Here is a 21,940-nt window from a genome sequence, read left to right as displayed (position 1 = left end):
GCGGGCGCACCTAGGTGCGCCCGCCCGTGGTGCGTTTGGGCCCCGCCCAACGGCAACCGGGTGCCGCGACTTTATGCTTGCGGCGCTATGTTTTGCCCGAAGCCCCGTACCTTTGCGCACCGTTTTCGCATGAGCGGCAACCTCTTGCCCTTGGCATTGGTTATCTACCCGATACAAACGAGCAGCCACCGGCCGCGGTGGCAATTGCTGATTGTTTTACCTCCGTAATGCACGCTACCATTTCCACTGACATCTGCATCATCGGTGCCGGCCCCGTGGGGCTGTTTGCCGTCTTCGAAGCCGGTTTGCTTAAGCTCCGCTGCCACGTAGTCGACGCCCTGCCGCAAGTAGGCGGCCAGCTGTCGGAAATCTACCCGAAGAAACCCATTTACGACATTCCCGGCTACCCCGAGGTACTGGCCGGCGACCTGGTGCAGAACCTGATGCGCCAGATCGAGCCCTTCCACCCCACCTTCACGCTGGGCGAGCGGGTCGAGTCGTTCGAGAAGCTGGAAGACGGCTCCTTTATGCTCACCACCACCGACGGCACCGAAATCCGCTGCAAAGCCATTGCCATTGCCGGCGGCCTGGGTTCGTTTGAGCCCCGCAAGCCGGCCATCGAGGAGCTCGAGAAGTACGAAGGCGGCAAAGGCGTGTACTACATGGTGCGCGACCCCGAAACCTTCCGCGACCAGCGCATCGTAATTGCCGGCGGCGGCGACTCGGCCCTCGACTGGACCATTTTCCTGGCCAACGTAGCCAAAGAGGTTACTTTGGTGCACCGCGGTACCACTTTCCGCGGCGCCGCCGACTCGGCCGAGAAAGTGAAGGCCCTGCACGAGGCCGGCAAAGTAAACCTGGTGCTGAGCAGCAACGTGACGCACGTGCACGGCCAGGAGGCGCTGGAGGCCGTTACCATCACGGCTAACGACGGCAGCACCAACACCATCACCGTCGACAGCTTTATTCCGCTGTTCGGCCTCACGCCCAAGCTCGGCCCGATTGGCGAGTGGGGCCTGGAGCTCGAAGACGACGCCGTGAAGGTGAACACCCTCGACTACTCTACCTCGGTGCCCGGCGTGTACGCCATCGGCGACATCAATACCTACCCCGGCAAGCTGAAGCTCATTTTGTGCGGCTTCCACGAGGCGGCCCTGATGGCGCAAGGAGCGTACAAATACATGTTCCCCGACAAGAAATACGTGCTGAAGTACACCACCGTAAACGGGGTACCCACGCTGTAAATCCGTTGCCAGTTATTGGCTATTAGTTGTCAGTCCGGTGGGCTGATGCGCAAGAACCGGGAGCCGATGCAGGTTGGCTCCCGGTTTTTGCGTTTTTTCGCACCGCCGTTGGGCCAATTGCTGCGCCCGACAACTCGCCACCGACAACTAAGACCTCCTGCTATGAGCTTGGAAGATATTACGGAAGTACGCGTATACGTTGAGGACGCCCCCGGCCAGCGCACCGAGCTGGTTGCCCCTACCGATATGGGCCTGAGCCTGATGGAGGTGATGAAAGCCTCGGGCTACGACATACAAGCCACCTGCGGCGGCATGGCGCTGTGCGGCACCTGCCACGTGGAGGTGCTGGCCGGCCCCGAGCTGCCCGAGCCCGGCGACGACGAAATGGCCATGCTCGAATCGTTGCCCATCATGTCAAACGGCAGCCGCTTGTCGTGCCAGATTCGCATTACGCCGCGCCTCGATGGCCTGGTGGTGCGCCTGATGCCGCAGAACGTATAGCCCTAGGTGCCGCCCGCCGGGCACTTGCCACCAACAAAAAAGCACCTCCGAGTGGGGGTGCTTTTTTGTTGAGGTATGCTTGGTTAGCGCCGACGGCGCGACGAGGATTTCTTTTTGGCGGCCGATGATTTGCTGGTGCTCTTCCGGGCCGTGCTCTTCTTTTTGCTGGAGGTGCTGCGCCTAGCCGACGAGCTTTTTTTGCTGCTGCTCCGGCTGCGCGAGCTGCTGCGGTGCGCAGTGCTGCTGCGGCGGCCCGAAGTGCGGCGGGCCGTGCGCGCGGCCGTGGTTTTGGCGGCTTCGGCTTTGCTGGTGGCTTCCTCGGCGGCTTCTTCGGCGGTGGGCGGGCCAATGGCTACCGCGTCGGTGCTGGTGGGGTCGAGCTGGGGGCGCGGCGCGGCGGCCGGGCGTGCTACTGAGGGCATTTTCTTACGCACCGGCATGATGAACGTGCGCTCGGCGCGCTCCTGGGCCGAAAGCGTTTCTTCGCCGGGCAACGCGGGGCCTACGGGCACGGCTACTTTGCCGGCGGTGTCGGGCTGCTTGGCGTGCGACACGGCCGCACGGCGCCCGTGTTGGCCGTGGGTAGTCAGAGCAAAAGCGGCCAGAGCAGCCGTAAGTAAAGCGGTTCGTATCATCAGCAATCCTCTCAATCCAAAAATCAACCGGGGCGCAAAAATACCAATCATCTTGGAAAGAGGCAAAACCCGGCCCGAATAGCATTCTGGCGGCCTGTTTATTCCCGGAAAGATGACAAACGCTAAAGCTCGTTGAATAGTATTGACGAGCTGCCTTGCCGTGCCCGGCGGCGGCAGCCAAAGGGCTTTTCCTTGCGTCGGGCCGCAGTTTGGAACCTGGGGCAGACAGGCTGCGCAGACGTGCACGCCGAATACCTCAACCAGATTCCAAACTCCGGTCCGGAGCAACGAAAAGCCCTAGGTGCTCAACTACTGCGGCCCGATGCGCAGCCGCTGCCCGGCCGAGTGGCTGGTGAACTCGGGCGCGTAGAGGCACTGCACCTGGCTGATGCCCGACGAAAAGTCGCCGGCCTGGGCCGCGCGCAGGCGGTACTCGAACACGTGCGTGCCGCGGGGCAGTACATCCATGAAGAAGTTGGTAGCGGCGTCGCGCGGGCTTTCGTAGTAACCGAGGCCCTGCTGATAGCGGTAGCCCGAGGTTTGGCTTATCAGCTCGAGGCCGGCGGCGCGCGTGTCTTTCAGGTGCACAAACTCCAGCTCGCGGTCGGTTTTCAGCACCAGGCGCACCACCAGCACCTCGCCCACCCGCAGCGGCGCAGCAGCTTGCAGGGGCGTAAGCACGGGGCCGTTGTTGCTAGGATTTTCGCGGAAGAGCTGGCGCGTGAGCGTGATGGGCGCTTTGTCGGCCTGCGTAATCTTATCGAGCTGCTCGAAGTACTGCCAGTACAGCGCGCCCCAAGCCACGCCCGCATCGGTTTTGTGCACGCGCACTTTGCCCATGGTCGGCTTTACCTCGGCAGCTGGGTAGCTGCGCTTGAGGTAGCCGGTGCCGGCCTCGGCCCCTTGGCTGGTGTTGATGGCCTGGGCACCTAGGGAAACCTGCAACGGTTGCGCGGGCTCGAGCCAGTTGCGCCCGCCTTGCAGCAACAAAGCGTAGCAGGCATCGGCGGTGGCGCGGGTGCTTTCCCAGTTGTGGGTGCGCTTGTGCGCCAGCAGCCAGAGCTTCATTTCCTCTACCGACTGCTGATCCGCCGGGGCTACTTCGCTGAAGGCCTCGATTAGCTGCGCCTGGGTTTCGGTGGGCGCCTGCTGCCAGTAGAAGCCCGGCTGCACGTCCTTCCAATACATGCCGAGTTCGTCGGAGCGGAGGGCGTTTTGGCGCAGCGCCTCCAGCACTTCGCGGGCGGGTTTGGCCTGGCCGTTGCGGTGCAGCACCACGGCGGCAAAGCCTTGCAGGTAGCGGTTGCGCTTGGGCCAGTACTTGGCGGTTTGCTCGCGGTAGTAGTCGTAAGCTGGTTTGGCCTCGGCGGGCACGGGCAGCTCAGTGGCCCAAAACGAGCGGGCGTAGAGCGCGTGCAGCGTGGCGTCGCCTAAGTGGTCGTCGGTGAGCTTGAGGCCTTTTTGGCGGCGCAGCTGGGCGTAATCGGCGGCCAGCTGGCGGTCGAGGTAAGCCACGGCGCGGAGGAGCACATCGGCGGTTTGGGCATCTTGCTGGGCATCAAAAGCGCCCAGGCGGCGCAGGCGGCCGAAGCCCGCCACTACCACCTGCGTGATGTAGCGGTTGTCGGGCATTTGCTTAAACCACGGGAAGGCACCGCTGGGGCTTTGCAGCTCCTGCAGCTTTTGGGCAGCGCGCTGGGTTTCGGCCTGCAGGCGGGCCTCGTCGAACAGCTCGGCCAGGCGACGCATGCGCTCCGTGTCCGACTGCCCTTCGCGCACCCACGGGGTTTCCTGCAGCAGCAAGGCCTTCAGCTCCTGGTTTTGCTCGAGTTTGGAGCGCAACGCGTTCTTGTCGCCGCTGGCGGCAGCGCGCTTCCACTCTTCCAGCACGGGCCGGATGCGCGGGTTTTGCTGCACAATGCGCGCCGCAAGCGTGTTGGCATAGAGGCGCGAGAATACCTGCTCGGAGCACTCGTAGGGGTACTCCATCAGGTAGGGCAAGCTTTGCACGGCGTACCAGGCGGGGTTGCTCGTCAGCTCCAGCGTGAGGCTTTGATTCTGGCGCGTGGCCGAGGTGGTGCTCGTCAGCTTGCGCAGCTCAAACGCGCGCACCGAATTGCCGCGCACGGTAAGGGGCAGCGCCTCGGTAACGAGCAGGCGGTTGGGCAGCACGGGCAGGGTGTTTTCCTCGCCATCGGAGTAGTTTTTGGCTTGCGCTACCACGCGGTAGGTTACGGCCTCAAGCCCGGCCGGAATGCTCAGCTCCCACCCTACCGTGGTGCTTTGGTTGGCCGCTACCTTAAATTTCTCCTGGGCTTTGCCGCGCAGCAGTTGCTTGTCGATGGGCTGGTTGGTGCGAGCATCCAGCAGCAGCAGCTGGGCCGTGCCACCTAGGGCTTTGCCGGTGAGGTTGCTGATTTTGGCGGTGAGGCGCAGCTGGTCGCCTTCGCGGAAGAACCGCGGCGCGTTGGGCGTTACCATCAGCTGCTTTTGCGTGACGAGCTGCCGCGCCAGCATGCCGGTTTGCAAATCGGGCGTGTGCGCCAGCGTGAGCAGCTGCCAGCGCGTCACGGCTTCAGGCATCTGAAACTCCAGCACTACTTCGCCTTTGTCGTTGGTGCGCACGGCGGGCGCCCACAGGGCCGTTTCGCGGAAGTCGGAACGTACGGGTACGGTGGAGAGGTCACGCGGAGTTCTTTTGACTTCGGACACGGCACCCTTGGCTTTGTGTTCCACAACTTCCTCGACCATTACCATTGCATCGCTGCTTTGGGCGCTGGCCGCCATTGGGGCAGCCTGCATGGTGCTGGCACCCCGGATGCGCACGTTGCGGCCACCGCCGTAGCCGGTTACCACTACTTCCGATAACTGCCGGTCGGCCATGCTTCTGGGCCGCAAAATTTCCCCGGGTTTCCCAACGCGCTGCCATTGCCACAGCGTGGTTCGCAAATCGGGGTACAGGTATTGCTGCCGGCCCGTGGCTTCGCCAGCAAACCGGGCAATCAGCAACGGCCAATTATCCGCCCAAAACCCTGCCCCGCTCCACGCAAAACGCTGCCCGAAATAAGGCTGCGGCAACACGGGCTTTGCAAAGGCGTGCGGGCGGAAGTAATCGAGCGACTGATCGTAGAGCGAGGCCAGCAGCTCGGCCGCGGCTGGCTGGTTTTGGCTGTTGCGAATGGTGACGCGCCAGGTTTCCTTCTGGCCCGGTTGCAGCTTGTCGCGAAAGGTGCTGATGGCAAGCTGCAACGGCCGCTCGGGCTCGGCTACTTGCACGGTGGCTTCCTGCTGATAGAAGCGTCCGGCGTGCACAAACATCAGCCGCACGTGCATGGGCCCGGCGTTGGCGGCCGTGGTGGGCAAAGCAATGAGGCGCTGCTCGCGGCGCAGCGTCAGCCACTCGGCGCGCACCAGCTGGCCCTGGCTTTCCACCTCCAAGCGCGCTTGCACCGCCTCAAAGCCCGAGCCAATGAGCACCTGCGCGGCCTGGCCCGGCGCCACGGTATCGCGCAAGGCGGTAAGCCACTGCGGCACGGGCAACGGCAACTGCTGCGCGGTGGGGTTATACAGCGTGAAGCCCAGGCGGGTGCGGGCGGTGTCGGAGCCGGTAGTGGTGTTGGCCTCGAGCAGGTACGCACCCGGCGTTTGAGGACCTAGGGCTTTGGCAACCTCCGGCAGCCCGGTGCGCTGGCCGGTATCGAAGCGCCACTCGCCTACCGCGGTGCGCGGCCACTTGTCGGGGTCGTCTTCGCTGAGCCAGGCATCGAGCGGGAACAGCTGCTGGTGCTGTTCGCGGCTGAGGCCAGGCTGATCGGGGCGTTGCCACAAGCGCGGGCGCAGCACGCGCGCCGGCGGCGTGAGGCGGTAGAGGCGCAGAGTGCCGGTAGCGGGCACGGCCTCGCCGGTGGCGTTCTGACTGCGCAGCACAAACGCATCACCAATCTGCTGCTGATTTACCTGACGTGGGCCGCTCAGGGCAAGATTGAGCGGCTGCCCACCTAGGGTAACGCCGCGCTCGGCGGAGCGCGTTTCGCCGTTGGGGTCGGTTACATCGGCCGTTACCTCGAACACGTAGCTGGGGCGCCACGGGCCGGGCGGGCGGTAGTCGTCTTGGTCCTCGTCGTCGGGCGTGTCGTCGTTGGCGGCATCGTCGGGCGGGGTAGCCGTGAAGCTTACCCGGAAGCGGCCCTGCGCATCGGTGGTGACGGTACCTGTGGCAATTTGCTGCTCGCCTCCGCGGTTCGGGAAGTATGGGCGCTCGATGCCCGGACCGCCAAAGCCGAAATCCAGCTCAGCCCACGCAAACATGGGCCACACCGTACGGCGTACCACGCGGTATTGCACCGTGGCGCCATCCACGGCCGGGCCGGCGTAGGCTGTGGCCGTGCCCCGCACCGAGAGCGTATCGCCGAGCTTGGGCGTGCCTTTTACCGGATCGAGCGCGACGAAGAACGTGGGGCGCTTGTAATCCTCCACCGAAATAAACGCCTGCCCTAGGTCCTGCGCTTCGCTGAAGAATTTGCTACGTACCTGCAGCTGCATTTGCCCGTTGAGCAAGCCGGTGGGCAGCACCGCGGAGCCGTGAAAGCTGCCGTAGTCGGAGGTGGTAAAGCTGAACTCCTGCACCGGCTGGCCGTTCACATCGAGCAGGCGCACTTGCACTTGGGTGTTTTGCAGCACCTGGCTGCGGCCGTTTTGTTTTTGGGCTACGATGCCTTTGAAGTAAAGCGTTTGGCCGGGGCGGTAAATGGCGCGGTCGGTGTAAAGGAACGCCTGCGGGCGCTGCTCCTGGGCGGGGTTGCGGTTGGGGAAGGCGCGGTTGTTGCCTAGGTTGGTTTGCACCACCAGCGAGTCGGCACCGCGGCGCAGCAGCAGGGCTTGCTGATAAGCACGGCGTTCGTTGTCGGGCGGCACGTTCAAAAAGCCCTCGGCGCTGCTTTGCAGCACGGGGCCGGCGCGGTGCCGCTCTTTGCCGTTGGTATACTCCTGGTACCACAGCTGCACGCCCACACCCGCCAGCGGCTGGCCGGTGCGGCGGTCGAGCGTCCAGAGGTCGGTGCCGCTGGCGGGGGCAGCGCGGTGCACTTCGCCCAGCTCACTTACCGACACGAACGCATAGGCGGTGGCTACGTTTTCGCGCTCCTGGGCAGGCCGTTCGTTGGCGGTGCTCAACAACACCAGGTAGTGCCCGGCCGGTAGTTTTGGCCCGGCTACCTCGGCGCGGTGCGCGCGGTAATCGGCGGGGCCGGGCAGGGCCATCGTCCAGGTGGCGGCGGGCTTGGCTCCCAGGCGCCTGGCGTAGGCTTTCGGAATTTCGGCATCGCGCTGGCCCAGCTGCTCGCGCAGCAGGGCCGCGGCGGGCAGCTTCCAGGCAAAGCCGTACACCTGCCGCAGGTTGCGGTAGCGCACGCTCAGCAGCATGGCCTGGTTGGGCAGCGCTACCTCGGCGGTACGTACCTGCAGCTCGGGCCGCTCCAGCTCGTTGATGATGCCCTGGGCCCGCGCCGCACCTACCGATTTGGGGTAGCGCCGCACGGCCGCCCGCGCCAGCTCCAGGGCTTCGGGGAGGCGCTTTTGGCGCTGGGCCTGTTCCGCAAGCTCGGCCTGAAAATCGGCCCAGGCGGGCAAGGCATCGTAGCGATGCTGGGCGCGGCGCAGGGCGGCGGTGTAGGCCGCGGTTTTGTTGGCGAAGGCGGCTTTCTCATGCACGAAGGCCAGGCGTAGGCGCTCCGCATCGGCCAGGGCAGCCGGGTTTTGGGCATCGCGCAGCCGAAAAGCCGTGAGCTGTTGCCACAGGCGCAGGGCGTGCAGGGGCCCATTGAGCGAGTCGGCGGCCGGGGCACCTAGGGGCAGCTGGGCAAACGCCTCGGCCGGGGCCAGCAGGCGAGCATCGGTAAAGCGAAACTGCTCGGCGGGCCGGGTGAGGTACAGCTCGTCGTCGCGGAGGGCCTCGATGGCGCGGTGGGCCAGCAAGTCGTAGAGCGTGGGGCGCAGCTGCTGGCCCGGGGCATCGGCGGGCGTGGCCAGCGGGCCTAGGTCGCGCAGGGTGGTTTGCTGAAGGCGGGCGGCCTCGGTTTCGGCGGAAGCACGGTAGTGGCGCACCACTTGCGCGGCCAGGCGGGCGGCATCCCAGGTGGCGAGGTCGGCGGCACCCAGGGAGTCGGCGGCGGCCAGCTGGGTGCGCTCGTAGAGGCGGTAGCGGTTTTGGCGCAGGTACTGGTGGTACTGCTCGGCCAGCAGGCTGTGCACGATGGGCCGGGCCGGAAACGCGGCCGTGCCCAGGTCGGCTTCGAGCAGCCGAATGCTTTGGGCGTCGGCGTCTTCTTCGCGCTGCCGCAGCAGGTGCAGGCGGTACACCAGGGCGCGCACGTAATCGGCGGTGTGGCGGGCGGCGCGGGCTTTTTCGTAGATGCCGAGCACCAGCTTTTGGGCGGCTTCGGTTTGGTCTTTCTGCAGCAGCACGTCGATTTTTTTCCAGTGCGCGGCGTAGGGCCCGCCCGCCGGCGGGGCCGAGGCATTGGAGGGAACAACCATCAGCAACAGCCAGGCGGCCAGAATCAGCAGGAAGAAACGCATGGGCAAAGCACGGTAAGCGGTGGGAGCTTCTGCCAACTGGATGCGGCTTCGGCCCCGATTCCACATCCGAAGTAGCAATATTTTGCGCCGGGCCCGCGTACCTTGGCTGCATTCCCTACCAATTATCCCGAAGTGCTATGCCTGTTTGTACGATTAACTATCAACCAAGCAGCTGGTTGCGGCTGGCTGCCGCGGGCTGCGGCCTGCTGCTGGCCCACGCCAGCGCCGCCCAAATGCGCTGGGGGCTGCAGGCCGGGCCGGTGCTCTCGCAGGTGCGCGTAGCGGGCGAAAAAGACGAGGACACCTCGCCGCTGCTGGGCTGGCAGCTGGGGCTGCTGGCCGAACGGCAACTCGCGCACCGGTGGAGCGCGCAAGCCAGCCTGGGCAATATCAACAAAGGCTATCAGTACCGCAGCGAGCAACTGTTGTACGCCGGCACCCGCGACGAGGTCTTCATCCGCGAGCAAGGCCGCGTCAGCCTGAGCTACCTGCAAGCTGCGGCGCGGGTGGTGCTGGTGCTGGGCAAGCGGGCCCCTGCCGGCTGGCACCTCTACGCCGGTGGCTTGGCGGGCGTGGGCACCTCGGCCCACAATCGTTACGACGAAGAACGCCACTACGCCAGCGGCCCGCTGGCGGGCACGCAGCGCTACCGTGGCGTCGAGGCTCTCACGTACGGCTACCTGGGCAGCTCGGGCGGCGGCTACGGCTTTAACTTCGGCCGCAGGCGCAGCGCCGATATCCGCCCGCTCTACCTAGGGGCTGAGGCGGGCGTGGGCTACCGGCGCGGCCGCGTGCTGGGGCAGCTGGGCGTGGCGCCGGTGTTTTCGCAATTGCTGCCGGCGCACCTCGAGCGGTACCGCCGCCACCAGTATTACCTGAGCAGCGTGCAGCTTACGGTAGCCTATTTATACAGCGCTGCCAGTCAGGCACGGCAGCCCTAGGTGGCTGGCGGCCGCGGGGGCCGCGGCAGCTAGCGCGGCTGCGAGTCGAGCACGCGCTCGGCCTGGGCTACGTGGCGCTGCAAGTGGGCAATGAGGAAAGCGAACTGATCGGTGAGGCGCAGGCGCACCAGCGGAATGAGCGCGTTGGGGATGCGCACGGCGTTGGCGTTTACCTCGCGGGCCAGGTGCAGCACGTTCAGCAGCTCGTCGAGCTGGCGGATGAACACCTCCACCACCGTGCGCGGCAGGCGCGAGCCGCTGGGGGCAAACTGCTGCGGCGCTTTCATCGGTTTTTCGCGGGCCGGCGTCAGCATGGCTTCGGTCAGGCGCCGCCCGATAAAGCCGTTTTTCACGTACTCGGCCGGGCGGGTACCCCGCTCCTGGGCCTTGCGCACGCGCTGGCTCATCACGGGCAAGTACAACCCGCCGATAATGTTGAGGTGCTCGAGGCACTGGCCCACGCTCCACTTGCTGGGCGAAGGCCGGCGGTTCAGCTGGTCTTCGTTGAGGGGCCGAAACCGCTCCTGCGCGGTGGTACGCGCTTCTTCCACGGCACGGGTCATCTGATCGAGGAAAGCGTCGGTACGTAGGGCGGCGGAGGCAGGCATCGGCTTAAGTGAGCAGGTACGTGTCTGGGAGAAGGGAAAACGGGGCGGGCGCGTGCAACCGCGGCAAGGTACAGCAGCCGCCTGGCTTTGCCAACCACTTGCTGCAAACCCGCACCTGCTATGGCAGGCCCGTTATACCAAAGCCGCCTAGGTGGCGTTGGGCAGGCAAACCGAAAGAGCTCAGGCACTTCAGGGGGCGGCGGCATAAGGCTGCCGCCGCGCTGTTGCTGGTACTGCTGAGCTCAGCGGAAAGCCAAAAACAGGAATATTGTGCAAATAATTACCGCGATTGTTCAGATTAATATAGAATATTCGCTTTATTTGCTACGTAAATCCTATCGAATATACTCTTAATACCAACACACCGCCATGAAAAAGCTATTCGTAACCGCTGTTCTTGCCTGCTGCTTCACGGGTGCATTTGCCCAGGGCGGCGGTACGCTCAGCCAAAAAGCCGCCGAAGCCACCCGCGCCCTCACGCCGCAGCTGGGCCTCGACGACGCCCGTATTCTGAAAGTTAAAAGCCTTACTTACCAGCGCCTGCAGCAAGAGCAGGAAGTGGAGCGCATGTACGCCGGCGACCAGGACGTGCGCAAAACCAAGCTGCAAGCCGTGGCCGACGACTACCACGCGCAGCTGAAAACCGTTCTGACGCCTGCTCAGCTTCAGCGCTACGAGCAATTGGTGGCCAACGCGGCCGCCGTGCCCGCCCAGGCCGTGGCGGCCCAGCGGCCCTAGGTGTTCAGCTTTTCCTGCTGCGCGTGCAGCTCGCGGAGCAAACCCAGGGTTTGCGCCCACAGGTTTTCGTAGGGTATAATCTCGATTTCGGCAAATGCCTCGCCGGGCGGCGGCGTCTCGCGCAAACGCGTCAGCAGCGCCTGGCCTTTTTTCTCGCTGGCTTCGGGGTCGAAGTTTTCTTTAACCGTGAGCTGCAGCAACCGGAACATCAGCCGGCTCCGGAGCGTGGTAGCTTCGCGCAGGTGCGCTTTTTCGTATTTGCGCAGGCTTTCGAGGCGGGCCAGCAGGGCCTCCTGGTTGCCCTCGCGCAGGTAGTGCAAAAACTGCAGTATCAGAATGGCCACGTTGTAGCCCTGCTTGTCGCGGCTGTGGTCGGGGATGCGCTGCACCAGCTGCGCAAAGTGCAGGGGGCGCAGGCGGGCTTCCTCGGGGCGCACAAAAAACAAGTAGGCCTGCATCAGCTCCCACCGCTGCTGCGCCGGCAGCGGTATTTTCGTCATAAAGGGGTTTTGCTGCATGCGGCGGAGCAGCTCGCCGGCCCGCACGTAGTCGCCGTCGTGCATGGCCAGCAGGTAATACAGCTCCAGAAAAGCAAACCAGTTGTTGTTGGAGCGGTGAAAAGCCTCCAGGTAGCCCTCGGCCAGCGCCAGCCCCTCCGTGATGCGCCGCGCCCGTAAGTGCGCGTACATGCTGTAAAACTTGGTAAAGCGGCTATCGAAACGCTTGGGGTTCAGCTTGCCCTCGGCAAACAGCTGTTCGGCAGCCGTGGTGATGCTGATTATCTCCTCGAAGTTGCCGCTCAGCTCCTGCTGCATCAGGCGCATTTTCAGCAGCGGGTCGTACACGTTGTAAGTGGGCACCTGCTGGTACATGCGCTCCAGCTTGCCGATGATGTCGGGCAGCTCCTGCAGCAGCCGGCGCCGGGCCGATACCGAGCGCACCAATTTCATTTTGGCATCCCAGTTGAGCCGTTGGGCTTCGCGCTCCACGCTCAGGGTTTCGTAGAGGGTGGCGAGCTGCTTTACGCTGTGCTGGTATTGGGTGTAGTCGTTCGACTCGGCATACAGCGTGCGCAGCATTTCCCAGGCGCTGATTTCCTGCTGCGTAAACTCGCCGCTGGCCGCCAGGCGCACCACCTTGCGCAGCACCTGCGGCAGCAACACCCGCTCGCTTTCGCGCCACAGCATGGTTGCCTGGTACAGCAAGTCGAGGCACTGTTGCTCGTACCGGCGAAACGCCGGGTGCCGCGGATCGGTATGATCCAGAAAGAACAAGTGGTTGAGCAGTTTCTCCTGCAGGCGCTGCTTGAGCTTGCGCAGCGCCGCCTGGCTGCTGGCGGAGCTGCTGTTGTAAATGCGCTTGGCTACCTGCATGTTGGTAAGGCTCTCGCCCGATACCAGCAACTCCAGCAACTGCTCTTCTCTCGATTTCGAATTGTAGCTATCGGCAAAGTCAACCAACGGCAGCGTAGGCAGCCGCCGGTTTGTCACAATCTTGGCCAAATTTATCAGCTCGTGCATCGGAAATCCTTCGAATAACGCGCGTCAGCCAACTTCGGCGGTCGTTGGGCGCAATATGTCCCGCGTCACAGACAACGCACTTTCTTCCTTTTTAGGACGGGGCAACCACCTCACTTTTGTATTGTGCAAGATGAGAATTTTGGGCAGCACTATGTCACAAATGCCTCCTATTTTTCAGGTATGAGGTCTGCACTATTGAATCAAACAGGATTTTACAACGTGCTCGGCTAGCTAATTTTACAATTTACCTTTCTTATATCCAGTCACATACACATGGGTTTCTTCCTTTACTTAGGCCGGCCTTGCTGGTATGTTTGTTGTGTTCTAGGTTCTAGTCCACCCCAAATCTCACCACAATGTTGGAGCTGCTACTCATCGCTTTACTGAAGCTAAGCACCTTGCTGGGTGCTGGTACCACTACTCAAAGCGCTACTACGAATAGCGCCACCGGTGCGGCCCAATCTCAGGCGGCACAAACTTCTGGCACTACTACCACCCCGCCGCCCCCGCCCACCAACACCCCCAACATTGGTGGCAACGGCTGGGGCGAAACGCACTAATTGGCTTCTTCAGCGCGGCATTCGGTAACTTGGGCCGGTCCTACCACCCCGGACGCGCCAGGTTCATGTTACAAATCTCACTACCTAGGCTGCTTGTTGCCCTCAGCCTTTGCGTTTGCTGCGCTTGTTCCTCGTCGCCCTCCAAGCAAGCCGCTGTACCCACGGCGGTACGGGTATGCTGGCCCCGCGACCCTGAGTCGCTGAACCCGGTAACCCTGCCCAATGCCTATGCCATTCAGCTCAACAACCTGCTTTACCAAAGCTTGTTGACGGTGGATGGCGCCAAGCGCCGGTTTGTGCCTTGGCTGGCCACCGATATGCCGTCCGTTCGGCGTACCGACTCCCTGACCTACATCAGCTACCAACTACACCCCGAAGCCACCTGGGACAACGGCCGCCCAGTGTTGGCTTCGGATGTGGTGTTTAGCCTGAAGGTTATTGCCTGCCCGGGCTTGCCCAACGAAAGCCTGCGCAACACGCTCGGCTTTGTGCAGGATGTGCAGCTCGACGCCCAGAACCCGCGCCGCTTTACGCTGGTGTGCCGCGGCTACGCGCCCGAATACCGCACCACCAGCGGCGACTTTCCGGTGTTGCCCGAGTATTTGCTCGACCCCGACTCCCTGCTGCGGGCGCTGCCCGTGCGCCGGCTGCTCAGCGGCGACTCGACCCTGAACCAAGTAGCGGCGGTGCAAGCGTTTCAGCAGCGATTCGGGCGGGGCGAGCAGTGGCGCGACCCGCGCGTGGTGCGCGGCAGCGGTGCCTACCAGCTGGTGAGCTGGCAAGCCGGCCAGCGCGTAGTGTTGGAGCGCAAAAGCAAGTGGTGGGGCGATGCCCTTAAAAACGCAGCCTCGCCGCTGGTGGCCAATCCGCGCCGCCTCGAGTTTCATGTGGTGCCCAACGCCGCTACCGCCCTGCTGGCCATGCGCCGCGGCGAGCTGGATGTGTACCCGAACATGCCGGGCCCCGACTTTGAGCAGCTGCGCAAAACCGACTCGGCAGGATTTCAGCTGTACTCGCCAGCCTCTTACCGGGTGGTGGTTATGGAAATCAACACCCAACAGCCCAGCTTAAGCGAATCGCGTACGCGCCAGGCCCTGGCCCTGCTGGTTGATGCGCAGCGCCTGATGCAGGCCACGCAGTTCGGGCTGGGCCAGCGCAGCACCAGCCTGATCAGCCCACGCGAGCAGTGGGTGTACCACGACAGCCTTCCGCTGCGGCCTTACTCGCCGCAGCAGGCGGTGGCCTTGTTGCAGCAAGCGGGTTGGCAACGTGGCAGCAACGGCTGGCGGCGCGCCGGCAACAACGCGCAGGCGCTGGCGCCGCGCTTGTTTTACGCCGCCGGCGACCGTACCTACGAAACCATTGGCTTGCTGCTGCAGCAGGCAGCCCGCCAGATTGGCCTGCCCATCAGCCTGCACCCCACCGAAGCCGGGCAGCTTTCGGCGCTGCGCCGCGAAGGCAACTTTGATTTGTGCCTGCGCACCTTGTACGGCAACCCGTTTTCGTACGACTTGCGCCCGTTGCTGCACACGGGCAGCATTGGCGAAGGCGGGGTAAACCGCACGCGCTTCGGCAACGCCGCCTCCGACCGCCTGCTCGATGGCATCGTGAACACCGAAGACTCGGCCCGGAAAGTGCAGCTGCTGCACAAGCTGCAAACGGTGCTGTACCAGCAAATGCCCATGGTGCCGTTGTTTTTCGAGCCCAACCGGCTGGCTGTGGCCCGGCGCTTCGGCAACGTGCGCCCCAGCGGCCTGGAGCCCGGCTACGACTTGCCGGCTTTTACCCTTACCCCCGGCAGCCGCCCCTAGGTAAGCATGGCCAAACTGCTGGCAAAGCGCATTGGCATGGCCCTGGGCACGGCGTGGCTGGTGGCCTCGGTGGTATTTTTGCTGAGCCGCGCGGTAGCGGCCAACTCGCCGCAGCTGTTTGTGGCCGAGCAGCTTGCCCCCACGGCCAGCGCGGCCACACGCGCAGCCACGGAGCAGCAATACCGCCAGCGCCTGGGCCTGCAGCAGCCGCTTTTTTATTGCAGCCTGCTGCCCTGGCGCTGGCATGGCGGGCACAACCAATATCACACCTGGCTCGGGCACCTGAGCCGTGGGCACCTAGGCACCTCCTACCGCGATGGTACCGCGGTAGAAGAACACCTGGGTGCGGCGTTGGCCGTTACGCTCCCGCTTACGGGCACCGCGCTGCTGCTCACGGCGCTGTTGGCCCTAGGTGCTGCGGTGGCCGCAGCGCGCCGGGCACCCATGCACCGCTTGCTGGTGCCGGTGGCTTACCTATTCGATAGCCTGCCGTTGTTCGTGGTAGCGCTGCTGCTGCTAGTATTGCTGGCCAGCCCCGATTTTTGGCCGCTTTTTCCTTCGTATGGCCTAGAGTCCGGCGCCGAGCCGTTGCTGGGCAGTTTTGTACTCGATCGGGCCTACCACTTGGCGCTACCCATGCTTAGCTTGGTACTGGCGGGCTTTCCGGCTGTTTTTTTACCAACTGCGGCCGCCTTGCGCCAGCAATGCCAGCAGCCGTACGTAACCACGGCCTTGGCCAAAGGCACGCCGGTGGCGCGGGTGTGGTGGCGCCATGTGTTGCCCAATGCTTTGCCGGTGTTCGTGAGCCGGGTTACCGAGTTGCTGCCCGAAGTAGTAGCCGGCGCGGTAGTGATAGAGCTGGTATTTGCCTTGCCCGGTATGGGCCGCCTGTTGGCTGAGGCCGCCGCCAGTCGCGATTTGCCCGTGCTCATCGGCGGTGTGCTGCTGGTAGCGGCGGCGCGCGTGATGGCCTGGGTACTGGCCGATGCCATGCAGATGCTTCTTGACCCTCGCACCCGTACCAGCTGATGCGCAGGATATCGGTAATTCGGGCGGGGCGCTGGCTGGCCGGGTCGTGGCTGCTGATGCTAGGCGTGGCCGCGGGGCTTACCGTGTGCTGGCCCGAGCGGTGGCTGATTGTACCGGTGGATGTGCTGCAAATAAACCTGCCCCCATCGGCGCAGCACTGGCTTGGCACCGACCCATTCGGCCGCGACGTGCTTACGGATGTCGTGGCCGGCACCCATTCGTTACTGACCCTGAGCTTGCCCGCAGCGGTTCTGACGTCGCTGCTGGGCATTCTGCTGGGCGCCGCTGCGGGCTCCTGGGGCAACGCCGGCATTCGGGTACCTAGGCTTGCCCTAGGTGCTTTGGGGGCAGGGTTGTTGGTGGCCCTGCTGATGCCGGCCAGCCAGTTGCCTTGGTGGGTAGCCGGCGCGGCGCTGGTCGCCACAGCGGCCAGCTTTCTGCCCCAGCGCACCACAGGCCTGCCCGTCGATCAGTTGGTGCAGCTGAGCACTACGTTTTTAGGCTCGTTGCCGCGTTTGCTGCTGGTGTTGCTGCTCGCGGCCGTGCATACCCCGTCTACGCCCTGGCTAATCGGGTTGCTAACGCTTACGTGCTGGACTGCCACCGCCCGCCTGGTTCGCACCCAAGTTGTTCAGCTAAAGCACCAGGGCTACATCGAGGCGGCCTATGCAGCCGGGTTTCCGGCAAGCCGGGTACTGTTGCGCCACGTACTACCCAACGCCTGGGGCACCCTGCGGGCTGCTTTGCCGCTCAACCTCGCCACGTGCATTGCCTTGCAAACCACGCTGGCCTTTCTGGGGGTAGGCTTGCCGCCCGACCGCTCCGATTGGGGCCGCACCCTAGCAACAGCCCGCCTCGAACCGGCCGCCTGGTGGCTGGTTGCGGGTGCCGCTCTGCCGCTGGCAGCCACCGTTATGGCGCTGCATGTGCTGCTAGCAGGGCCGCAAATGCGCGATTCGGCGCAAAAAAGCCGAAAATTTTAGGGCCTGTTTTGTCACAGACAGGCCCTTTTTTACGCGTTTCGATTGGCCAAACCATGCACTCTTGCAGGCCGAAGTGGCTCTAAATCCGGCCTAAACACCGCTCCGCGGGCCTTCCCGTCTTCGGATTGAGCACAATAAGCACCAAGTAATCCTTGTCACACAGAAGGCGTTTTCTTCCTTTACTTAACCCCTGGCTTGCCCTAACATTGTATCAGAAAGGCAGCCGAAACCCCGCTACCAACGGTTCAGCTAGCCATTCGAATACCGACGGCGCCTATCAGGCGGCCGTCAGCAACCAGAAAAAGTAAGATCCGGAGCCGCCGGACGAACATCAATATAAAAGCTCGGCGCTGATTTGCAACGCGGTGCCAGCTCAGATACCATACTCCGGAGGATTAACCACTTAGTGGCTGTCCTTCTGTATAGGTTGTTGCAATAGGTGTGTTGAAAAAACCGCGGCCCTTGGCTGCGGTTTTTTTCTTTAAAGTGAAGAGACAACCGAAAAAAAGGAGCCGCTGCCAGACGGGCAACGGCTCCTTTTTTTATTGCTAACAGCCTTACTAACCGGGCCTTACACCTAGGCAACAGTACTGCCGGTGGGTACCGTAGGCTCCGTGGTCGATTGGCCATCGGACGAGCCGTTGCTGTGGCCGGGCAGGTTTAGCTCGGGCAAGTCGTTGCTCAGGGGCAACGGGTGCTCCTGCTTACGCTCGCTCAGGGTTTCGGAGCGGTCGGTGCCGGCGGTATGGGCCTGGTAGGTGGTTTGCGCATCAAACGGGCGCTTGCCTACGAGGCGCTCCAGGTCGTCCTGCAGCAGGATTTCCTTTTCGAGCAGTTCGCGGGCAACTATCTCCAGCTCCTGCCGACGGAAGGTGAGCAAGTCCTTCGTGCGGTTGTAAGCATCCTCGATGATCTTTCGCACTTCTTCGTCGATCATCTGGGCCGTGGCTTCTGAATAAGGCTTGGTGAAGCCGTACTCGCCCGAGCCCTTCGAGTCGTAGAAGGAGATGTTGCCCAGCTTGGGGTTCATGCCGTACATCGTGACGATGCTGTAGGCCATCTTGGTGATGCGCTCCAGATCGGACAAGGCACCGGTCGAAATCTTGCCGAACACCAGCTCCTCGGCGGCACGACCACCTAGGGCCATGCACATCTCGTCGGTGAGCTGCTCGGTGTTGTACAGGAACTGCTCCTTGGGCAGGTACTGCGCGTAACCTAGGGCGGCTACACCGCGCGGCACAATGCTCACCTTCACCAACGGATCGGCGTGCTCCAGGAACCAGCCCGCAATAGCGTGGCCGGCTTCGTGGTAAGCCACAATCTTCTTCTCCTCGGGCGAGATAAGCTTGTTCTTCTTCTCGAGGCCACCAATCACGCGGTCGATAGCATCCTGGAAGTCCTGCATCGTCACCATCTTCTTGTCGCGGCGGGCGGCAATAAGGGCGGCTTCGTTGCAGACGTTGGCAATTTCGGCGCCGGCAAAACCGGGCGTCTGGGCAGCCAGCTTTTTGGCGTCTACGTCGGGCGACAAAGCCAGTGGCTTCAGGTGCACCCCGAAAATCTGGGTACGGCCAATGATGTCGGGCTTGTCCACCGAAATCTGGCGGTCGAAACGGCCGGGGCGCAGCAACGCGGAGTCGAGGGTATCGGGGCGGTTGGTAGCCGCCAGGATGATAACCCCCGAATCGGTGCCGAAGCCGTCCATTTCTACCAGCAGCGAGTTCAGCGTGTTCTCGCGTTCGTCGTTGCCGCCGGGCACGTTGCCGCGCGAGCGGCTGCGGCCAATGGCGTCAATTTCGTCGATGAAGATGATGCAGGGCGCCTTGGCTTTGGCTTGCTTAAACAAGTCGCGCACGCGGGCCGCACCTACGCCTACGAACATCTCCACAAAGTCGGAACCCGACAGCGAGAAGAACGGCACATCGGCCTCGCCGGCTACGGCTTTGGCCAGCAGGGTTTTGCCCGTGCCGGGAGGGCCTACCAGCAAAGCGCCTTTCGGGATTTTGCCACCCAATACGGTGAACTTCGACGGGTTCTTCAGGAACTCCACGATTTCCTGCACTTCCTCTTTGGCTTCCTCCAGGCCGGCCACGTCTTTAAAGGTGATTTTCACCTTGTCGCCACCCTCGAACAGGGCCGCGCGCGATTTGCCGATGCTGAAGATCTGGCCACCGGGCCCGGCAGCACCGCTCATGCGGCGCATCAGGAACCAGAAGCCCACCAATAGGATAATAAAGAAAGCCCAGTTGGTGAATATCTCACCGAAGCCGGTGCGGGTATCAACCCCCAGGCCCACGCGCTGCTCGGCCGGGATGGTGGCCTGCAGCTTGTCGTAGTCTTCCTTAAAGGTCTTTCCGTCGATTACGCGGAAGTTGTAGTGCGGCCCCTGGTCCGATACGAGCGGGCCGCGGGTACGCAGTTTTTGGTTGTATTTGGCATTCTGCAGGGCTTCGCGCTTCAGCGTCACCTCCACCAAGCGGTCGTTCACGAGGGTTACGTCGCGTACGTCGCCGGCCTGCAGCATCTGCTCGAACTCTTGCTGCTTAATCTCGATGGCCGAGCTGCCCTTGCTCAGGTAGTAAAACCCGAACACGAGCACCGTCAGCCCGAGCAGCACCCACAGCTGCACACCGGGGCGCGGGGCACCGGGCGTAGGCAGCATGGGCTTTTTCTTTTTCGGAGAAGGGGTGTTATCTGGCATGTATAAGAAGAGTCTTCAACAAAAGAAGCACAGTAAGGAGAACACCCCGCGCCAGCGGTTTGTTCGGGCCTGCTGCGGTATGTACGGGGCAGCAGGTGTTGGCAGGGCAGACGCGGCACCACCGGTTTTACTTTACCTAGGGGCAACAAAAAACCGGTAGGGCTGCGCGAAGCTGCTTACTTAACCGCGGTTTCTTCCTCGATGTAGGAAATTTCGGCATCGCCCCAAAGCTCCTCGAGCGCGTAGAACGAGCGACGGTCGCGCAGGAACACGTGCACTACCACGTCCACGTAATCGAGCAGCACCCACTCGCGGTTCTGGCGGCCTTCGCTCTGCCACGGGTTTTGGCCGGTGGTTTTCTCTACTTCTTCTTCCACCGAGCGGGCAATGGCGTCGAGCTGGGTATCGGAAGTGGCCGAGCAGATGACGAAGTAATCGGCAACAGCGTTTTTGAGATTTTTAAGATTGAGCACCACGATGTCGGACGCCTTTTTGTCCTGCATACCGCGTACGATGGTGTCTGCCAAGTTGTCCGAATCCTGCCGAACCGGGGTAATTTTCATGTGAGAGAAGTAGGTTTGTCAACACAAAGTAGGAAAAATCAGGTGGAGCAAATCAGCCCTCAAACCCTGTTCACGGGCCAACAGGTAATATGGTTGCCCGAATGCGGCTCCACAAACACCGAAGCACGCGAGTTGCTAGGCCAAAACCGCGCCACCGAGGGCTGCACCGTCATAACCGACAGCCAAACGGCCGGCCGCGGCCAGCGCGGCAACCAGTGGGAAGCCGCCCCGGGCGAAAACCTGACGCTTTCGGTGGTGTGGCGCCCGGCGTTTCTGCCGGCAGCGGCGCAGTTTCAGCTAAACCTTGCCGTGGCCTTAGGTGTGCACGATTGGGCCGCCGGCCTGCTCGGCCCCGACCCTGCCCTGCGGTTGAAATGGCCCAACGATTTGTTTTACCAGGATCAGAAGTTGGGCGGCATCCTGATCGAGAACACACTTAGCGGCGCACAAATTCAATTTAGTATAGTCGGAATCGGATTGAACATTAACCAGACCGGCTTCGGCGTGCCCACGGCCACTTCGCTCGGCCTGCTCACGGGCCGCGCCTATGCCCTAGGTCCGTTGGCTACGCGGCTGCTCGAGCACCTGGAGCGGCGCTACCTGCAGCTGCGCGCCGGCCACTACCAAACCTTGCGCGCCGACTACCTAGGCGCACTTTACCGCCACGACGGCGACTGGTACCCGTTCGAGGTAGCGGGCCAACTGGTGCAGGGCCGCGTAACCGACGTTGATGAGGCCGGCCAGCTGGTACTGGAGCTGAGCACCGGGCAAACGCGGCATTTCGGCCTGCAGGAAATAAAGCATGTGCTGCCCAACTCGCTTAAACTTTAGGCCGGCTGGCTTGTCTGAAAAGAAAGCAGCGCACCCAGGCCAAATTTTCGCGGCACGGAGCTTGCCATAGTGAAATAGCGCGGTTGAGCTGAGCAACCTTGCAGGGCCACTAACCGTCTATATTTCAACGCACTGCCACGCCTGACAGCAACCCGTTTTTCGCTACCTCAATGAAAATTTTTACATACATCCTGGTATTCACCGCGTTGCTGCTGACGCAGTTGGCCGCCACGGCCATGCACCTGCGCCTAGGTGCCCGCGGCAAGGCGCAAGGCCCACCCGAAGGCGTAACCGTAAACGCCCCGCTGACGGTGTACCCCAACCCCGTGCGCGGCGGCCAGGCCACCGTGGCCTTCACCGAAACCAAGCCGGGCAAAGCTTACCGCCTGCGCATCAGCAACATTATCGGCCGCGAGGTGCGCTCGGTGCAGCTGCGCTCCGAAACCGCCGTGCAGGGCCAACTCATCGATTTATCGGCTTTGCCGGGCGGCATTTATTTCTGCTCGCTGCTGATGGATGAGCAAGTAGTAGCTACCAAGCGCCTGACGCTGCAGAATTAACCGCTTGCCCAACACAAGCTCCGTTTAGGGCCGCCGTTCTTAACCAGAGAGCGGCGGCTTTCTTTGTGCCTAGGTGCTGCTGAGCGAGGGCGCCTGGGCACGTGCCGCTTTTATCCCTACTTTTGACCTTCCTGAACAA

General features: G+C 62.9%; 16 protein-coding genes. 10 read left to right on the top strand and 6 right to left on the bottom strand.

Annotation, left to right across the window (positions count from 1 at the left end; translation table 11 throughout):
- Positions 1 to 227: 227 nt before the first annotated feature.
- Positions 228 to 1,244: an NAD(P)/FAD-dependent oxidoreductase gene (locus tag OIS50_RS18770; RefSeq protein ID WP_264692172.1), complete on the top strand. Its 1,017-nt coding sequence runs from the start codon at positions 228 to 230 to the stop codon at positions 1,242 to 1,244.
- 162 nt (positions 1,245 to 1,406) lie between these two features.
- Positions 1,407 to 1,745: a 2Fe-2S iron-sulfur cluster-binding protein gene (locus OIS50_RS18765; RefSeq protein ID WP_264692171.1), complete on the top strand. Its 339-nt coding sequence runs from the start codon at positions 1,407 to 1,409 to the stop codon at positions 1,743 to 1,745.
- Between the two features lie 83 nt (positions 1,746 to 1,828).
- Here the strand turns inward: OIS50_RS18765 and OIS50_RS18760 are convergent, their stop codons facing one another.
- On the bottom strand, positions 1,829 to 2,380 hold the full coding sequence (locus OIS50_RS18760; RefSeq protein ID WP_264692170.1) for a hypothetical protein: 552 nt from the start codon (positions 2,378 to 2,380) through the stop codon (positions 1,829 to 1,831).
- Between the two features lie 309 nt (positions 2,381 to 2,689).
- A complete protein-coding gene (locus OIS50_RS18755) occupies positions 2,690 to 8,956 on the bottom strand; it encodes an alpha-2-macroglobulin family protein (RefSeq protein ID WP_264692169.1) in 6,267 nt (2,088 codons plus the stop codon).
- Positions 8,957 to 9,093: 137 nt separating this feature from the next.
- Here OIS50_RS18755 and OIS50_RS18750 point away from each other — a divergent pair, with 137 nt between their 5' ends.
- The gene (locus OIS50_RS18750) at positions 9,094 to 9,897 is read left to right on the top strand and encodes an outer membrane beta-barrel protein (RefSeq protein ID WP_264692168.1); all 804 of its coding nucleotides are present in this window, start codon (positions 9,094 to 9,096) and stop codon (positions 9,895 to 9,897) included.
- 29 nt (positions 9,898 to 9,926) lie between these two features.
- On the opposite strand, the gene OIS50_RS18745 is transcribed toward OIS50_RS18750, so the two are convergent.
- A complete protein-coding gene (locus OIS50_RS18745; protein WP_264692167.1) occupies positions 9,927 to 10,505 on the bottom strand; it encodes a DinB family protein in 579 nt (192 codons plus the stop codon).
- A gap of 369 nt (positions 10,506 to 10,874) precedes the next feature.
- Here OIS50_RS18745 and OIS50_RS18740 point away from each other — a divergent pair, with 369 nt between their 5' ends.
- A complete protein-coding gene (locus OIS50_RS18740; RefSeq protein ID WP_264692166.1) occupies positions 10,875 to 11,243 on the top strand; it encodes a hypothetical protein in 369 nt (122 codons plus the stop codon).
- Here the strand turns inward: OIS50_RS18740 and OIS50_RS18735 are convergent.
- A complete protein-coding gene (locus OIS50_RS18735) occupies positions 11,240 to 12,763 on the bottom strand; it encodes a hypothetical protein (RefSeq protein ID WP_264692165.1) in 1,524 nt (507 codons plus the stop codon). The two genes, OIS50_RS18740 and OIS50_RS18735, sit on opposite strands and share 4 nt — an antisense overlap.
- Positions 12,764 to 13,119: 356 nt before the next feature.
- Here OIS50_RS18735 and OIS50_RS18730 point away from each other — a divergent pair, with 356 nt between their 5' ends.
- The 4 genes from OIS50_RS18730 (at position 13,120) to OIS50_RS18715 (ending at position 17,146) form a co-directional block, all read left to right on the top strand.
- Positions 13,120 to 13,323, top strand: a complete 204-nt coding sequence (locus OIS50_RS18730; RefSeq protein ID WP_264692164.1) for a hypothetical protein — start codon at positions 13,120 to 13,122, stop codon at positions 13,321 to 13,323.
- 65 nt (positions 13,324 to 13,388) lie between these two features.
- The gene (locus tag OIS50_RS18725; RefSeq protein ID WP_264692163.1) at positions 13,389 to 15,134 is read left to right on the top strand and encodes an ABC transporter substrate-binding protein; all 1,746 of its coding nucleotides are present in this window, start codon (positions 13,389 to 13,391) and stop codon (positions 15,132 to 15,134) included.
- A gap of 6 nt (positions 15,135 to 15,140) precedes the next feature.
- Positions 15,141 to 16,163 (top strand): ABC transporter permease, encoded by a 1,023-nt coding sequence (locus OIS50_RS18720; RefSeq protein ID WP_264692162.1) that lies wholly within the window; start codon positions 15,141 to 15,143, stop codon positions 16,161 to 16,163.
- Entirely contained in the window at positions 16,163 to 17,146 is a 984-nt protein-coding gene (locus tag OIS50_RS18715) for an ABC transporter permease (protein ID WP_264692161.1), read from the top strand. The genes OIS50_RS18720 and OIS50_RS18715 overlap by 1 nt, the downstream gene beginning before the upstream one ends.
- A gap of 577 nt (positions 17,147 to 17,723) precedes the next feature.
- On the opposite strand, the gene ftsH is transcribed toward OIS50_RS18715, so the two are convergent.
- Positions 17,724 to 19,847 (bottom strand): ATP-dependent zinc metalloprotease FtsH, encoded by a 2,124-nt coding sequence (ftsH, locus tag OIS50_RS18710; RefSeq protein WP_264692160.1) that lies wholly within the window; start codon positions 19,845 to 19,847, stop codon positions 17,724 to 17,726.
- Positions 19,848 to 20,023: 176 nt separating this feature from the next.
- Positions 20,024 to 20,410, bottom strand: a complete 387-nt coding sequence (gene rsfS, locus OIS50_RS18705) for a ribosome silencing factor (RefSeq protein ID WP_264692159.1) — start codon at positions 20,408 to 20,410, stop codon at positions 20,024 to 20,026.
- On the opposite strand from rsfS, the gene OIS50_RS18700 reads away from it, so the two are divergent.
- Both OIS50_RS18700 and OIS50_RS18695 read left to right on the top strand, forming a co-directional pair.
- The gene (locus OIS50_RS18700) at positions 20,411 to 21,241 is read left to right on the top strand and encodes a biotin--[acetyl-CoA-carboxylase] ligase (protein ID WP_319805305.1); all 831 of its coding nucleotides are present in this window, start codon (positions 20,411 to 20,413) and stop codon (positions 21,239 to 21,241) included.
- A 170-nt stretch (positions 21,242 to 21,411) separates the two neighbouring features.
- Complete coding sequence (locus OIS50_RS18695; protein WP_264692156.1) at positions 21,412 to 21,801, top strand: T9SS type A sorting domain-containing protein; 390 nt, start codon at positions 21,412 to 21,414, stop codon at positions 21,799 to 21,801.
- Positions 21,802 to 21,940 lie beyond the last annotated feature (139 nt).

This window comes from Hymenobacter sp. YIM 151858-1 (assembly GCF_025979705.1).
Lineage (GTDB): Bacteria > Bacteroidota > Bacteroidia > Cytophagales > Hymenobacteraceae > Solirubrum.
This window is presented reverse-complemented; position numbering and strand designations above follow the sequence as displayed.

What these genes read in the sequence shown, in the direction of transcription:
- OIS50_RS18770 (WP_264692172.1), top strand. Translation starts at nt 228, where the DNA reads ATGCACGCTACCATTTCCACTGACATCTGCATCATCGGTGCCGGCCCC.
- OIS50_RS18765 (WP_264692171.1), top strand. Translation starts at nt 1,407, where the DNA reads ATGAGCTTGGAAGATATTACGGAAGTACGCGTATACGTTGAGGACGCC.
- OIS50_RS18760 (WP_264692170.1), bottom strand. Translation starts at nt 2,380, where the DNA reads ATGATACGAACCGCTTTACTTACGGCTGCTCTGGCCGCTTTTGCTCTG.
- OIS50_RS18755 (WP_264692169.1), bottom strand. Translation starts at nt 8,956, where the DNA reads ATGCGTTTCTTCCTGCTGATTCTGGCCGCCTGGCTGTTGCTGATGGTT.
- OIS50_RS18750 (WP_264692168.1), top strand. Translation starts at nt 9,094, where the DNA reads ATGCCTGTTTGTACGATTAACTATCAACCAAGCAGCTGGTTGCGGCTG.
- OIS50_RS18745 (WP_264692167.1), bottom strand. Translation starts at nt 10,505, where the DNA reads ATGCCTGCCTCCGCCGCCCTACGTACCGACGCTTTCCTCGATCAGATG.
- OIS50_RS18740 (WP_264692166.1), top strand. Translation starts at nt 10,875, where the DNA reads ATGAAAAAGCTATTCGTAACCGCTGTTCTTGCCTGCTGCTTCACGGGT.
- OIS50_RS18735 (WP_264692165.1), bottom strand. Translation starts at nt 12,763, where the DNA reads ATGCACGAGCTGATAAATTTGGCCAAGATTGTGACAAACCGGCGGCTG.
- OIS50_RS18730 (WP_264692164.1), top strand. Translation starts at nt 13,120, where the DNA reads ATGTTGGAGCTGCTACTCATCGCTTTACTGAAGCTAAGCACCTTGCTG.
- OIS50_RS18725 (WP_264692163.1), top strand. Translation starts at nt 13,389, where the DNA reads ATGTTACAAATCTCACTACCTAGGCTGCTTGTTGCCCTCAGCCTTTGC.
- OIS50_RS18720 (WP_264692162.1), top strand. Translation starts at nt 15,141, where the DNA reads ATGGCCAAACTGCTGGCAAAGCGCATTGGCATGGCCCTGGGCACGGCG.
- OIS50_RS18715 (WP_264692161.1), top strand. Translation starts at nt 16,163, where the DNA reads ATGCGCAGGATATCGGTAATTCGGGCGGGGCGCTGGCTGGCCGGGTCG.
- ftsH (WP_264692160.1), bottom strand. Translation starts at nt 19,847, where the DNA reads ATGCCAGATAACACCCCTTCTCCGAAAAAGAAAAAGCCCATGCTGCCT.
- rsfS (WP_264692159.1), bottom strand. Translation starts at nt 20,410, where the DNA reads ATGAAAATTACCCCGGTTCGGCAGGATTCGGACAACTTGGCAGACACC.
- OIS50_RS18695 (WP_264692156.1), top strand. Translation starts at nt 21,412, where the DNA reads ATGAAAATTTTTACATACATCCTGGTATTCACCGCGTTGCTGCTGACG.